This window comes from Streptomyces coerulescens, from assembly GCF_042657965.1.
Taxonomy (GTDB): Bacteria; Actinomycetota; Actinomycetes; order Streptomycetales; family Streptomycetaceae; genus Streptomyces; species Streptomyces coerulescens.
Window position 1 is genome coordinate 182,186 of record NZ_JBHSKM010000007.1, and the last position, 14,402, is coordinate 196,587.

General features: G+C 69.7%; 10 protein-coding genes. 1 reads left to right on the forward strand and 9 read right to left on the reverse strand.

All coding sequences use genetic code 11. The features are described 5' to 3' along the window. Positions 1-65: 65 nt before the first annotated feature. From ACFPQ9_RS12770 to ACFPQ9_RS12805, 8 genes are all read right to left on the reverse strand, one after another. The gene (locus ACFPQ9_RS12770) at positions 66-782 is read right to left on the reverse strand and encodes an ABC transporter ATP-binding protein (protein WP_380851519.1); all 717 of its coding nucleotides are present in this window, start codon (positions 780-782) and stop codon (positions 66-68) included. After that, the gene (locus ACFPQ9_RS12775; protein ID WP_380851522.1) at positions 779-1,651 is read right to left on the reverse strand and encodes an ABC transporter ATP-binding protein; all 873 of its coding nucleotides are present in this window, start codon (positions 1,649-1,651) and stop codon (positions 779-781) included. Before ACFPQ9_RS12775 ends, ACFPQ9_RS12770 begins: the two co-directional genes overlap by 4 nt. A gap of 5 nt (positions 1,652-1,656) precedes the next feature. After that, positions 1,657-3,468 (reverse strand): branched-chain amino acid ABC transporter permease, encoded by a 1,812-nt coding sequence (locus tag ACFPQ9_RS12780; RefSeq protein ID WP_380852374.1) that lies wholly within the window; start codon positions 3,466-3,468, stop codon positions 1,657-1,659. A 23-nt stretch (positions 3,469-3,491) separates the two neighbouring features. Further along, entirely contained in the window at positions 3,492-4,421 is a 930-nt protein-coding gene (locus tag ACFPQ9_RS12785; RefSeq protein WP_380851525.1) for a branched-chain amino acid ABC transporter permease, read from the reverse strand. Positions 4,422-4,534: 113 nt separating this feature from the next. Continuing rightward, positions 4,535-5,764, reverse strand: coding sequence for a branched-chain amino acid ABC transporter substrate-binding protein (locus ACFPQ9_RS12790; protein WP_380851528.1), 1,230 nt, complete (start codon positions 5,762-5,764; stop codon positions 4,535-4,537). Positions 5,765-6,245: 481 nt separating this feature from the next. Beyond that, positions 6,246-6,650, reverse strand: a complete 405-nt coding sequence (locus ACFPQ9_RS12795; protein WP_380851531.1) for a hypothetical protein — start codon at positions 6,648-6,650, stop codon at positions 6,246-6,248. Between the two features lie 92 nt (positions 6,651-6,742). Further along, positions 6,743-7,231 carry a hotdog fold thioesterase gene (locus ACFPQ9_RS12800; protein ID WP_380851534.1) on the reverse strand — a complete coding sequence of 163 codons (489 nt, stop codon included), beginning with the start codon at positions 7,229-7,231 and terminating at the stop codon, positions 6,743-6,745. 52 nt (positions 7,232-7,283) lie between these two features. Then, entirely contained in the window at positions 7,284-9,563 is a 2,280-nt protein-coding gene (locus tag ACFPQ9_RS12805) for an FdhF/YdeP family oxidoreductase (RefSeq protein WP_380851537.1), read from the reverse strand. A gap of 181 nt (positions 9,564-9,744) precedes the next feature. On the opposite strand from ACFPQ9_RS12805, the gene polA reads away from it, so the two are divergent. Continuing rightward, a complete protein-coding gene (polA, locus tag ACFPQ9_RS12810; RefSeq protein WP_380851540.1) occupies positions 9,745-12,471 on the forward strand; it encodes a DNA polymerase I in 2,727 nt (908 codons plus the stop codon). A gap of 803 nt (positions 12,472-13,274) precedes the next feature. Here the strand turns inward: polA and ACFPQ9_RS12815 are convergent. Beyond that, positions 13,275-14,165: a DUF4184 family protein gene (locus ACFPQ9_RS12815; RefSeq protein WP_380851543.1), complete on the reverse strand. Its 891-nt coding sequence runs from the start codon at positions 14,163-14,165 to the stop codon at positions 13,275-13,277. Between the last annotated feature and the right edge of the window lie 237 nt (positions 14,166-14,402).

A 14,402-nucleotide genomic window follows, 5' to 3' on the forward strand; every position in this document is an offset into this window, starting at 1 on the left:
TACCCGGGAACACGAACGAGGCCCGTGCCCCTGACCGGGGGGCACGGGCCTCGTCGTTGAGGTGATCAGTCCTCGCCGAGGTAGGCCTTGCGTACCGACTCGTCGTGCAGGAGGTCCTGCCCGGAGCCGGAGAGGACGATCTTGCCGACCTCCATCACATGGCCGTGGTCGGCCAGCGAGAGCGCGGCCTGGGCGTTCTGCTCGATGAGCAGAATGGTGGTGCCCGCGGCCTTGAGCTCCTGGATGGTCGCCATGATCTTCTGCATCATGATCGGCGACAGACCCATGGAGGGCTCGTCGAGCATGAGCAGCTTCGGCCGGGACATCAGCGCCCGTCCCATGGCGAGCATCTGCTGCTCACCGCCGGAGAGGGTGCCCGCGGCTTGCTTGCGGCGCTCTCCGAGGATGGGGAAGAGGTCGTAGGCGCGCTGGATGTCCTTCTCGATGCCTTCCTTGTCGGAGCGCAGGAACGCTCCGAGGCGGAGGTTGTCCTCGATCGTCATGCGGGGGAAGATGTGCCGCCCCTCGGGGGAGTGGGCGAGCCCCAGCGAGACGACCTTGTGGGCGGGGATCTTCTTCAGCGACTTGCCGTCGAACCTGATCTGGCCGGACAGCGGCTGGAGCAGACCCGACAGCGTGCGCAGGGTCGTGGTCTTGCCGGCGCCGTTGGTGCCGATGAGGGTGACGACCTCGCCCGCGTTCACCTTGAACGAGATGCCCTTGACGGCCTCGATCTTGCCGTAAGCGACCCTGAGGTCCTCGACCTCGAGCAGTGCGGTCACTTGTCATCCCCTTCCGTGGTGCTCTGCGCCTCGGCCTCGGCGGCCTCGACCTCGGCCGCCTCCGCCGCGCCGGGCGCACCCTCGAAGGGCGTGCCCAGGTAGGCGGCGATGACGCGCTCGTCGGCCTGGACGACCTCGGCGGGGCCCTCGACGATCTTCTCGCCCTGGACCAGCACGGCGACCCGGTCGCAGAGGTTCATGATGAACCGGATGTCGTGCTCGATGACGAGGACGGCGATGCCCTGGTCCCGGATGGCGAAGATGAGCTCCTCGGCCGCCCGGGTCTCCTGCGGGTTCATACCGGCGGTCGGCTCGTCGAGGAGGAGCAGACCGGGCTCGCTCGCCAGCGCCCGGGCGATCTCCAGCTTGCGCTGCTCGCCGTAGGGCAGGTTGCGGGCGAGGTGGTCGGCCTTGGCGGCCAGACCGGTGAACTCCAGGAGTTCCATGGCGCGGGCCCGGGACGCGTCCTCGGCCTTCTTGAAGCCGGGCAGGCGCAGGAGCGCCGACCAGAGGCCCTCCTTGGTCCGGGTGTGCCGTCCGACCAGCACGTTCTCCAGAACGGTCATATTGGCGAAGAGCCGGATGTTCTGGAACGTACGGGCGATGCCGGCCTGGGTGACCAGGTGCGGCTTGGGCGGCAGGACCGTGCCCTTGTAGGCGACCTTGCCCTCGGTCGGCACGTACAGGCCGGTGAGGCAGTTGAAGAAGGTCGTCTTGCCGGCGCCGTTGGGGCCGATGAGGCCGACGATCTCGCCGGAGTTCACGGTGAGGTCCACGTCGCGTACGGCGGTCAGACCGCCGAAGCGCATGGTGACACCGCTCGCGTCGAGCACCGTGGTCGTGCTGGGTGCGGTTGTGGTGGTGGTCATGGCGGTCACGCCCCTGCCTTCGCGACGCCGGTCGCGCCTTCGGGCAATGGCTTGTCCTCCGGTACGTCGAGCTGTCCGGTCTCGTGGAATTCGAGCTGCTTCCTGCGGTCGGCGACCAGGCCCTCGGGACGGAAGCGCATCAGCAGCATCAGCGCGATGCCGAAGAGCAGCAGCTGGTACTCCGCCATGAACTGGAGCTTGGCCGGGATCAGGTAGAGCAGCGCGGCGCCGATCAGCGGGCCGCTGATGGTGCCCATGCCGCCGAGGATGACGGCGGCGAGCAGGAAGGCCGAGTTGGGCGGCACGGAGCCGGCGAACTGGTACTGCTCGGGGGTGACGCTGTAGGACACATGCGCCTGGACGGTGCCCGCGAGACCGGCGAGGGAGGCGCCGAGTGCGAAGGCGAGGAGCTTCAGGCGGAAGCCGTTGATGCCCATCGCGGTCGCGGCGGTCTCGTCCTCGCGGATGGCGACCCATGCGCGGCCGATACGGGACTCCGCCGAGCGGCGGAAGACCATCACGACGACCGCCGTGAACACCAGCATCAGCAGGTAGTAGTTGGCCGAGCGGGTCAGCTCGTGGCCGAGGACGTTGTGCGGGACTCCGAGGTTGAACCCGAAGATCTCCAGGTCGGGGATCTGCGGGATGCCGTTGGAGCCGTTGGTGACGTCCGGGCCGCTGTTGCCGTTCAGGTTGTTCATCGTGATGCGGAAGATCTCACCGAAGCCGAGCGTCACGATGGCGAGGTAGTCGCCGCGCAGCCGCAGGGTCGGGGCACCGATCACCACGCCGAAGATCAGCGAGGCGCCGGCGCCGGTGAGAACGGCCGCCCAGAACGGGAACTGCACGCCGATGGTCGACGACGGCGAGCCGGAGACCAGGGCGGCGGCATAGGCGCCGACGCCGAGGAAGGCGACGTAGCCGAGGTCGAGCAGGCCGGCGAGGCCGACGACGACGTTGAGACCCAGGGCGACCGTGGCGAAGATCAGGATGTTCGCGCCGATGAGGGCGAACTGGTCGTTGGTCTGGGTGAAGGGGAAGCAGATCGCCGCCGCGAACGCCGCACCGAGGGTGACGTTGCGGTGCTTGGCGGTCAGGGCCGACAGCCGCTTGAGCAGACCGGCGCGGGTGACGGCGGTGAAGCCGAACGCCGCGATGATCAGGAAGCCGATGAACAGCTCGGAGTACTCGGTGGCGATGCCGTAGGTGAAGACGTACAGACCGATGCCGAAGCCCGCCGCGATGATCAGGATCTCCGCCCAGGAGGGCAGTTCCTCGGCCCGGCCGGGGTCGGGCGCGGTGAGCGAGTGGCGGATACGGCCCCACAGATTGGGGGTCGGGTCGCCCGCGTCGTAGGGCTGGTCGACGGGGAGGCCGAGGGCACCGATCACGGCGACGAGGGCGCCGATGCCGGAGACCCAGGCGCCGGGCTCCAGGTTGACCAGGCCGCCGAGCTCCTGGGTGATCGCGCCGATGGCGTAGCCCGTGGTGGCGAACACGCCGAGGGAGGCGAGCAGCACGGGGCTGTTCTTGCCACCGGGGGTGAGCCAGCCCAGGCCGCGGATGCCGTAGCCGGAGAGGGCGAACAGCAGCGTCAGCAGGGAGCCGAAGAGGGTGAGGACCTGAAGGCCGCCGGGGTAGCCGGTGACGGTCAGGTTGCCCGGGAAGTCCTCGGTCCAGGTCCAGGCGAGGAACGTGCCCACGAGGGCGACGGCGGAGCCGGCGACCGTCACTCCACGGGCCAGGGCCTGCGGCAGCGGGACGATCGGGGTGGCTTCGGCCGGGGACACCTTGGCGGTGTCGGTGGTCTTGTCCATGGGGATCTCGGTGGTCATGGGTATCACGCCCGATCCGCGACGCGTTCGCCGAGCAGACCCTGTGGCCTGAACAGCAGGACGAGGATGAGGAGGGCGAAGGCCCACACGTCCTTCCAGGCGCCGCCGCCGAAGAGGTCCATGCCCGGGATCTCACCGATGTAGCCGGTGGCGAGGGACTCGGCGACACCGAGGACCACACCGCCGAGCATGGCGCCGTAGATGTTGCCGATGCCGCCGAGGACGGCCGCGGTGAAGGCCTTGAGGCCCATCAGGAAGCCCATACGGAAGCCGACCTGGCCGTTCTTCAGGCCGTAGGCGACGGCTGCGATGGCGGCGAACGCGGCACCGATGGCGAACGCCATGACGATGATGCGGTCGGTGTTGATGCCCATCAGCTTGGCGGTGTCGGGGTCCTGGGCGGTGGCCTGCATGCCGCGGCCGGAGCGCGTCTTGGTGACGAACAGGCCGAGGGCGATCATGCACAGCGGGGCGGCTATGAGGACGAAGAGGTCACCGCGCTGGACGTTGGCGCCGAGGATGTCGATGGGGCCGCCGTGGAACTGGGGGAAGGGGACGTCCTTCTTGGCGTCCGGGAACCACATCCACACGGCCTGCTGGAGGACGATGGACAGACCGATGGCGGTGATGAGTGGCGCCAGTCGTGGCGCGCTGCGCAGCGGGCGGTAGGCGAACCGTTCCGCCGCCGTTCCGACGGCGACCGAGACGAGGACGCCACCGATGATCATGAGGGGTACTGCGGCCCCGAGGCCGAAGCCGTCGGGGAGGACCAACCAGACGGTGAGGGCCCCGAAGCCCCCGACCATGAAAATCTCGCCGTGGGCGAAGTTGATGAGCTGGACGATGCCGTAGACCATCGTGTAGCCGATCGCGATGAGTCCGTACATCGCGCCGAGGATGAGTCCATTGGCCAGCTGTTGCGGCAGTTCGTTCACCGCAGGGCCTCCGTGGAGTGGTTCGGATATGGCGCCGCGCGGGGAGCGCTGGTGGGCGCTTCCCGCGCGGCCTGGATCAATGTGTGAGGTGGGGAGTCTCTACTCGTCCTTCGTCAGCCGAGCTTGGGTTCGCCGCTGAACTCCGGCGCCCACGCGTTGCTCTTGACCTTGTACGCGGTCATCGTGTGGTTCGTGGTGTCACCGAACTCGTCGAACGAGATGGTGCCGGTGACGCCGTCGAACTTGACCTTGGCCATGGCGTCCAGGACCGCCTTGCGGCCGTCGGACGGAACCTTGCCGTCGTTGCCCTCGACCGCCAGCTTCACGGCCTCGATGATCGACCAGGTGGCGTCGTAGGTGAGGCCGCCGTAGGCCTCGTAGTCGTCCTCGTAGCCCCCGGCCTTGTAGTTCTTGATGAACGTCTGGGCGGAGTCGAGCTTCTCGACGGGCTCGCCGACGGAGGTCGCGAGGTCGCCCTCGGCCTTCTTGTTCAGCTTCGGGAACTCACCGGAGTAGATGCCGTCGCCGCCCATGAGCGGGATGTTCTGGCCGCTGTCCTTGAGCTGCTGGCTCAGCGGACCGGCGGCCGGGTACTCGCCGCCGTAGTAGAGGGCCTGGGCACCGGTCTTCTTGATCTTGGCGACCACGGCGTTGAAGTCACGGTCGTCGGGGTTGATGTGGTCCGTGCCCACGATCTGACCACCGAACTTCGTGAAGTTCGCCTTGAAGGAGGCGGCGAGACCGGCTCCGTAGGTCTTCTGGTCGTCGATCAGGTAGACCTTCTTCAGCTTCGCCTGGTTGTACAGGTAGTCCGCTGCGAAGGCGCCCTGGATCTCGTCCGTGGTGGCCGTACGGAAGAAGGTCTTGAACTGGCGGACCGAGTTGCCGGTCTTCCAGCCGTCGCCCTGGGTCAGCTCCGTACCGGTGTTGGCCGGGGAGACCTGGGTGAGGCCGGCGTCGTTGAACGGCTTCTGCATCTGCTGCGAGACGCTGGAGTTCAGCGGGCCGACGACGCCGAGGACGTCCTTGTTGTTGATGAACTTGACGGCGTTCTGCTGGCCCACGGTGGGCTGCGCCTGGTCGTCGAGGGCTTCGATCTTGAACTCGACGCCCTTGACGTACTCCTGCTTGTTGGCCGTCTTGGCGGCCAGGTCGGCGGAGTTCTTGATGCCGAGGCCGAGGGCCGACAGGTCGCCGGTCAGCGGGGCGTCGACACCGATCACAACAGTGGTCTTGTCGCCGTTGCTGCTGCCGCCGTCGTCGTCACGCGACCCACAAGCCGTGAGTGTCAGCGATCCCGCCGCGAGCGCGGCGGTTATGGCGATGATCGAACGTTGACGCACGAATCAGGTCCTTTCCCTGGCACGGCGGCTCCCCATGGAACTCGCCGAGTCGAGCGCTGGGCCGAAGTGACTTCGAATCCGATGGCGCGGTGACTGGCGGTGACTCTAAGCGCGGGTGGGGAACATGGAGGAGGCTCTGACCAAGGCTGTGACGCTCTTGTTATGACACGGGGTAACACAGAGCGGTACTCCGTGGGGGGAAGAGCGGATTTCCGGCCGATTCGCCCTGTCCGCATTGTGAGAACTCGCAGCGTTCGCGCGTAGCTTCTTCACGAGTGTTCACGCGTTTCGGTCATTACCGAGGTCGTTGCTGGAGGCTGCCGGAGGGTCTCGGGTGCCTTGTGCGAATGTCGATCACCACAGGGGGAGCGTTGGTTCGCATTGCACCCGTATTACACAGAGTTACGAATGTGAAAGGTGTTCGGCGCCCCGGCCTTTTCCGTGCATAGGGCAACGAAAATGGAATTGCGGAATGCGGCCCTCAGCCCCATGGGCCCCCGGTCGGTTCGCCTTCGCGGTACCGCGCCGCGCACAACTCCCGTGCCCTGCGGTCGATCAGCCGCTCCGCCGCCCGTTCGTCCGCGCGCTCGGCCCGCGCGGCATCGACGACCTCGCGCAGGATCTCGTACTGGCCGTCGGACAGGCCCATCGACTGGTAGTCCCCGTAGGTGTCGCCCGTCAGGGACCGGCGCGCCCAGTAGCCGATGAGGTGCGCGCACAGCTGGGCGGGCGGAGTCGCCGGCGGGGAAGGGGAGTTGGCGCTCACCCGGGGCTCGGCCGTCTCGCCCCCGGCGCCGGGGGCGGCCCCGCAGCCGGCCGTCGATACGGCGGCCAGCAGCGCCAGTCCGAGCGCGGCCCCCTTGCGGCGGTGCCCTCCCGTCGTCATGCCCCTGACGTTATGCCGTCGGGAGCCGGTGTTTCAACGGTCGGCGGGCGCAAGGGGGTTGTGGTCACATCGTTGTCGTCGAGGCGTCGGCGTCAGTTCGCCGACCGGAGGTGCTCCCCGTCGCCCGGGTTCACGTCCCGCAGCAGACAGGTGAGCCGCGCGGTGCACACCCGCCGCCCCTGCTCGTCACTGATCGCGATCTCGTACGTCGCCGTCGAGCGGCCCTGGTGCAGCGGCGTGGCCACGCCCGTCACAAGTCCGGAGCGCGCACCCCGGTGATGGGTGCAGTTGAGATCGACGCCGACCGCGATCTTGGAGCTCCCGCCGTGCAGCATCGACCCCACCGACCCCAGCGTCTCGGCGAGCACCGCCGAGGCACCGCCGTGCAGCAGCCCGTAGGGCTGGGTGTTCCCCTCCACCGGCATGGTCCCGACGACCCGCTCGGCGGACGCCTCCACGATCTGCACGCCCATGCGCGTGCCGAGGTGCCCGGCGGAGAACAGGGCGGGCAGGTCGACGCCGAGCGCGGCGTACTCGTCTATGACCTCTTGCGGGAACTTCACGTGCTGCTGCTCGCCCATGGGGTCGGCTCCGTTCGGGGTGCTCGGTCGCTGGGGACGACTGAGCAAACGCTCAGTCGGTCGCCGATTGTTCCAGACGGACGACGACGGACTTGCTGGCCGGGGTGTTGCTGGTGTCCGCGGTGGCGTCCAGCGGGACCAGCACGTTGGTCTCCGGGTAGTACGCGGCCGCGCAGCCGCGGGCCGTCGGGTAGTGCACCACCCGGAAGCCGGGCGCCCGCCGCTCGACGCCGTCCTTCCACTCGCCGACCAGGTCGACGTACGAGCCGTCGGCGATCTTCAGGCGCTGTGCGTCCTCCGGGTTGATCATGACCACCCGGCGGCCGTTGCGGATACCCCGGTAACGGTCGTCGAGGCCGTAGATCGTGGTGTTGTACTGGTCGTGCGAGCGCAGCGTCTGCAGCAGCAGCCGCCCCTCGGGGACCTCCGGGTACTCGACCGGGGCCGCCGTGAAGTTGGCCTTGCCCGTCGCCGTCGGGAAGCGGCGCTCGTCGCGCGGGCCGTGCGGGAGCGTGAAGCCGCCGGGGCGGGCCACGCGCGCGTTGAAGTCCTCGAAACCGGGGACCACGCGCGCGATACGGTCGCGGACCGTCGCGTAGTCCTTCTCGAACTCCTCCCACGGCGTGACGCTGCCCTCGCCCAGCACCCGCCGCGCCAGACGGCATACGATCGCCGGCTCCGACAGCAGCTGTGTGCTCGCCGGCTCCAGCCGGCCGCGGGAGGCGTGCACCATGCCCATCGAGTCCTCGACGGTCACGAACTGCTCGCCGCTGCCCTGCAGATCGCGCTCGGTGCGGCCCAGCGTCGGCAGGATCAGCGCGCGGGCGCCCGTGACGGCATGGCTGCGATTGAGCTTCGTCGACACATGCACGGTCAGCCGGACCCGTCGCATCGCCGCCTCGGTGACATCCGTGTCGGGCGTGGCCGCCACGAAGTTGCCGCCCATCGCGAAGAAGACCTTCGCCTCGCCGTCGCGCATGGCCCGGATGGCCCGTACGACGTCGAAGCCGTGCTCACGCGGGGGCGCGAAGCCGAACTCCTTCTCCAGGGCGTCCAGGAAGGCCGGGGCCGGCCGCTCGAAGATGCCCATCGTGCGGTCGCCCTGCACGTTGGAGTGACCGCGCACCGGGCACACGCCCGAGCCCGGACGGCCGATGTCGCCCCGCAGCAGAAGGAAGTTGACGACCTCGCGGATCGTCGGCACCGAGTGCTTGTGCTGGGTCAGGCCCATCGCCCAGCACACGATGGTGCGCCGCGAGGCGAGGATCATCGACATGGCCTTGTCGATGTCCTCGCGCGTGAGGCCGGTCGCCGTCAGCGTCTCGTCCCAGTCGGCGGCGCGGGCGGCCTCGGCGAACTCCTCGTAGCCATGGGTGTGTTCGCGCACGAACTCCTCGTCGACCGCGTCCTCGGTCTCGAGGATCAGCTTGTTGAGGAGACGGAACAGGGCCTGGTCGCCGCCGATGCGGATCTGGAGGAACAGGTCCGTGAGCGCGGCGCCCTTGAGCATGCCCTGCGGGGTCTGCGGGTTCTTGAAGCGCTCCAGGCCCGCCTCGGGCAGCGGGTTGACGGTGATGATCTTCGCGCCGTTCGCCTTGGCCTTCTCCAGGGCGGACAGCATGCGCGGGTGGTTCGTGCCCGGGTTCTGCCCGGCGACGATGATCAGCTCGGCCTTGTACAGGTCGTCGAGCAGGACGCTGCCCTTGCCGATGCCGATGGTCTCGGAGAGGGCCGACCCGGACGACTCGTGGCACATGTTGGAGCAGTCCGGCAGGTTGTTCGTGCCGAGCTCGCGTGCGAAGAGCTGATAGAGGAACGCGGCCTCGTTGCTGGTGCGGCCGGAGGTGTAGAAGACGGCCTCGTCGGGGGAGCCGAGGGCGGCGATGTCCTCGGCGACGATGTCGAAGGCCCGCTCCCAGGTGACCGGCTCGTAGTGCGTGCCGCCCTCCGGGAGGTACATGGGGTGAGTCAGCCGGCCCTGCTGTCCCAGCCAGTAGCCGCTGCGGGTCGCGAGGTCGGCCACGGAGTGCGCGGCGAAGAACTCCGGGGTGACCCGGCGCAGGGTCGCCTCCTCGGCCACCGCCTTCGCGCCGTTCTCACAGAACTCCGCCTTGTGCCGGTGGTCCGGCTCCGGCCAGGCGCAGCCCGGGCAGTCGAAGCCGCTCTTCTGGTTGACGCTGAGCAGCGTCAGCATCGTCCGCTTCACGCCCATCTGCTGCTGCGCGATACGCAGGGTGTGCCCGATGGCAGGCAGCCCCGCCGCCGCATGCTTCGGCTCGGCGACCTGCGGCGCGTCCTGAACCGGATCACCCTTGGGCGGCTTGGTGGCCATCGCGCACTCCTCTTCACGTACACGTGTGAGCTACATCTCCGATCCTCGCATGCGGGACCGACAACGCGGTGGGGGGTCCCGGCACCTGAGATCTCCCGCCCCACGGGCCCGCACAGCCCCTCCACAGGGCCGCACCCCCGATGGGGACCGACTGTCAGTGGGGCGTGGCAGGATCGGGGGCGTGGCAGAGACAGCATCGAAGAAGACCGAGACCACCCCCGGCGGCAGCCGGCCCCGCCTGATGCTCATGGACGGGCACTCGCTGGCCTACCGCGCGTTCTTCGCGCTCCCCGCGGAGAACTTCACGACCGCGACGGGCCAGCCGACGAACGCGATCTACGGCTTCGCGTCGATGCTGGCCAACACGCTGCGCGACGAAGCGCCCACGCACTTCGCCGTGGCCTTCGACGTGTCCCGCAAGACCTGGCGCTCCGCGGAGTTCACCGAGTACAAGGCGAACCGCTCCAAGACACCCGACGAGTTCAAGGGCCAGGTCGAGCTGATCGGCGAGCTCCTCGACGCGATGCACGTCTCGCGCTTCGCGGTCGACGGCTTCGAGGCCGACGACGTGATCGCCACCCTCGCCACCCAGGCCGAGGCCGACGGTTTCGACGTGCTGATCGTCACCGGCGACCGTGACTCCTTCCAGCTGGTCAGCGACCACACCACGGTGCTGTACCCGACGAAGGGCGTCTCCGAGCTGACCCGCTTCACCCCGGAGAAGGTCTTCGAGAAGTACGGACTGACGCCCGCCCAGTACCCCGACTTCGCGGCCCTGCGCGGCGACCCGTCCGACAACCTGCCGGGCATCCCGGGCGTCGGCGAGAAGACCGCCGCGAAGTGGATCAACCAGTTCGGTTCGTTCGCGGAGCTGGTCGAGCGCGTCGAGGAGGTCAAGGGCAAGGCCGGCCAGAACCTCCGCGACCACCTGGAGGCGGTCAAGCTCAACCGCCGCCTCACCGAGCTGGAGCGCCGGGTCGAGCTGCCCAAGACCGTCACCGACCTCGCGCGCGAGCCGTACGACCGCAAGGCCGTCTCGATGGTCCTGGACACCCTGGAGATCAGGAACCCGTCCCTGCGCGAGCGGCTCTTCGGCGTCGACCCGGGCGCCGAGGAGGCCGAGGCCACGCCGATCGCGACCGACGGCGTGGAGATCGACGGCGCGGTGCTCGGCACCGGCGAGCTGGCGCCCTGGCTGGCGGAGCACGCGGGCGAGGTCCTCGGCGTCGCCACCGTCGACACCTGGGGGCTGGGCACCGGCTCGGTCGCCGAGGTGGCGCTCGCGGCGGGCGACGGCGCGGCGGGCTGGTTCGACCCGTCGCAGCTGGACGAGGCCGACGAGCAGGCGTTCGCGGCCTGGCTGGCCGACGCCGCCAAGCCGAAGGTCTTCCACAACGCCAAGGGCGCGATGCGCGTCTTCGCCGAGCACGGCTGGAGCATCGAGGGCGTCCGCATGGACACCGCGCTCGCCGCCTACCTGGTCAAGCCGGGCCGCCGCTCCTTCGACCTGGACGCGCTGTCCCTGGAGTACCTCCACCGCGAGCTGGCCCCGGCCGCCGCGGCCGACGGCCAGCTGGCCTTCGGTGCGGACGACGGCGCCGAGGCCGAGGCGCTGATGATCCAGGCCCGCGCGGTCCTGGACCTGGGCGAGGCGTTCGAGAGCCGTCTGGAGGAGGTCGGCGCCGCTGACCTGCTCCGGGACATGGAGCTGCCGACGTCCGCCCTGCTGGCCCGCATGGAGCGGCACGGCATCGCGGCGGACCGGGCCCACCTGGAGGCCATGGAGCAGATGTTCGCGGGCGCCGTCCAGCAGGCCGTGAAGGAGGCGCACGCCGCGGCCGGGCACGAGTTCAACCTGGGTTCGCCCAAGCAGCTCCAGGAGGTCCTCTTCGGCGAGCTCGCGCTGCCCAAGACGAAGAAGACGAAGACCGGCTACACCACGGACGCCGACGCCCTGGCCTGGCTGGCCGGCCAGACCGAGAACGAACTGCCGGTCATCATGCTGCGCCACCGCGAGCAGGCGAAGCTGCGGGTGACCGTCGAGGGCCTGATCAAGACGATCGCGGCGGACGGCCGTATCCACACGACGTTCAACCAGACCGTCGCGGCAACCGGTCGCCTCTCCTCCACGGACCCCAACCTCCAGAACATCCCGGTCCGCACCGACGAGGGCCGGGCGATCCGCAGGGGCTTCGTGGTCGGCGAGGGCTTCGAGTCCCTGATGACCGCCGACTACAGCCAGATCGAGCTGCGCGTGATGGCCCACCTCTCCGAGGACGAGGGCCTGATCGAGGCGTTCACCTCGGGCGAGGACCTGCACACCACGGCCGCCTCACAGGTCTTCGCCGTGGAGCCGGCCGCGGTGGACGCGGAGATGCGCCGCAAGATCAAGGCGATGTCGTACGGCCTGGCATACGGCCTCTCGGCCTTCGGCCTCTCCCAGCAGCTGAACATCGACGCGGGCGAGGCGCGTGCCCTGATGGACGCGTACTTCGAGCGCTTCGGCGGCGTACGCGACTACCTCCGCCGCGCGGTCGACGAGGCGCGGGCGACCGGCTACACGGCGACGCTCTTCGGCCGCCGCCGCTACCTCCCCGACCTCAACAGCGACAACCGCCAGCGCCGCGAGGCGGCCGAGCGCATGGCTCTCAACGCGCCCATCCAGGGCACGGCGGCGGACATCGTCAAGATCGCCATGCTGAACGTGGACCGGGCCCTGCGCGAGGAGAACCTCACCTCCCGCATGCTCCTCCAGGTCCACGACGAAATCGTCCTGGAAATCGCCCCCGGCGAACGCGAGGCGGCCGAGACCCTGGTCCGCCGCGAGATGTCCGACGCCGTCCACCTCAACGTCCCCCTGGGCGTCTCGGTGGGCGACGGCACGGACTGGGAATCGGCAGCGCACTAGCGCCTCCGGCGTCACAGCCATGCGATGTGCCGGGGTCGGGCTGTCACCCGCCCCCGGCACACCGCGCCCCACCAGGGGCGCGGGGAACTGCACGACGAGCGACGACGCACCCGCGGCCGTGAACGAGGTCGCAACCCGGCAGACGCAGCGCCCTTCAGGGGCGCGGGGAACTGCGCGACCAGCCACAACGCACCCGTGGCCGCGGACGAGGGCGCAACCCGGCAGACGCAGCGGGCTTCTCAGGGGCGCGGGGAACTGCGCGACCAGCCACAACGCACCCGTGGCCGCGGACGAGGGCGTAACCCGGCAGACGCAGCGGGCTTCTCAGGGGCGCGGGGAACTGCGCGACCAGCCACAACGCACCCGTGGCCGCGGACGAGGGCGCAACCCGGCAGACGCAGCGGGCTTCTCAGGGGCGCGGGGAACTGCGCGACCAGCCACAACGCACCCGCAGCCCCGGACGAAAGCGCAACCCGGCACACGCAGCGGCCCCGGCCCACCCCCGGAGGGACCCGTCACTCGCGTGGCCCCCGCAAACACGCTCCCGCCACCCACCGCCCGTAAGGATGCGGGCATGGGTATACACACGCTCCACCGCCGGACGGCCCCGGCACCGGCGAACGTGAACAGCGAGGACGCCCCCTCCACAAAGCCGCCCTCGGCCCCGCCCTTCGCCGCCGACGCCGGCACCGCCCGCCTCCCGGCCGACCTCACGGCACCCCTGCGGCGGACGGCGGCAGCCCTGAGCGGCCGACTGGCCCTCGCCCGCGCCGCGCTCCTGCGCTACCGCCCCGTCCGTGTCATCACGATGTTCCTCGCGACCGCCCGAGCTCTGAGCGAGCAGCTGGACGGCTCGGCTCCCGCTCGGCCCCACCGGCACCCGCACTGCCCGGGCGCGGAACCGGACGCCACACCCTGACCCCGAGGGCGTACAGCACCAGCCCGAGGACGAGCCCCGCGCCCGCGCCGAAGCACAGCGTGGGAATCAGCTCCCAGTACTTCGCGGTCGACCCCCAGTACGCCCACCACCGCGACGCCCGCTGCACGGCGGCCACCGCGGCCAGGCCGCCGATCACCGCGCCGGCCAGCCACCGGTCCCGCACCGAGAGGGCCGCAACCCCGACCGACGCGGCCGGAACCGTCCGCCGCAGGGCCACCACCACGAACGCGGCGATGACGACCGCCGCCACCGCCGAACCGCCGTACTGGAGGTACCAGTACAGCGGCGACCCCGCGATCTCCTCGCCCAGCACGGGAAACAGCCGCATCCCCCAGCGGTCGAGATGCGTGAACGCGTCCCACACGACATGCGTCAGAGCTCCGATCACGGCCGAGACGTACCAGCGCGCCGCCACCGACGGCCGGACACGCGCGCGTGGCGCCCCGCAGCGCAGCAGCGTCGCCACCCGCGCCTGCCGCCGCACCGGCAGCAGTGCCACGAGCGGTTCGCGCAGCAGGAGCCACAGCCCCACCAGCGCCCAGGCGACCACCACATCGACCGTGAACACACCCGCGAACGAGTGCGTGACGTCGCCGAACTCCATCGCCCCGGGCAGGACACCAGCCGCGTAATAGGTCATGTCGGGAGCGAAGGAACCTGCCACCAGCACGGCCGGTACGAGCGTGCCGCGGCCGGATCCGTCGGTGCGGACGGCCGGCAGTACGGCCGCCGCGTGGCTGAGCGTGAACGGCAACGGGGCTCCTCGTGCGGGGTGTTGCGGGACCGGTCCATCCAGGCCGTCAAAGTAGCCGGTATGGCGGGCGTACGACGAACAGCTCTCACATGACCAAGGGGTAAAAATCGGGCACCAACGGGTGACCCTGCAAAGGAAGTTGTCGTAGGGTCGCCTGGGTCGCCGCCGCAAGGGTATGCGGTCGAACAGATGAACAGCGAAGAAGGCGCGCGGCGGGGGCAACTGTCGCGGCCGGTC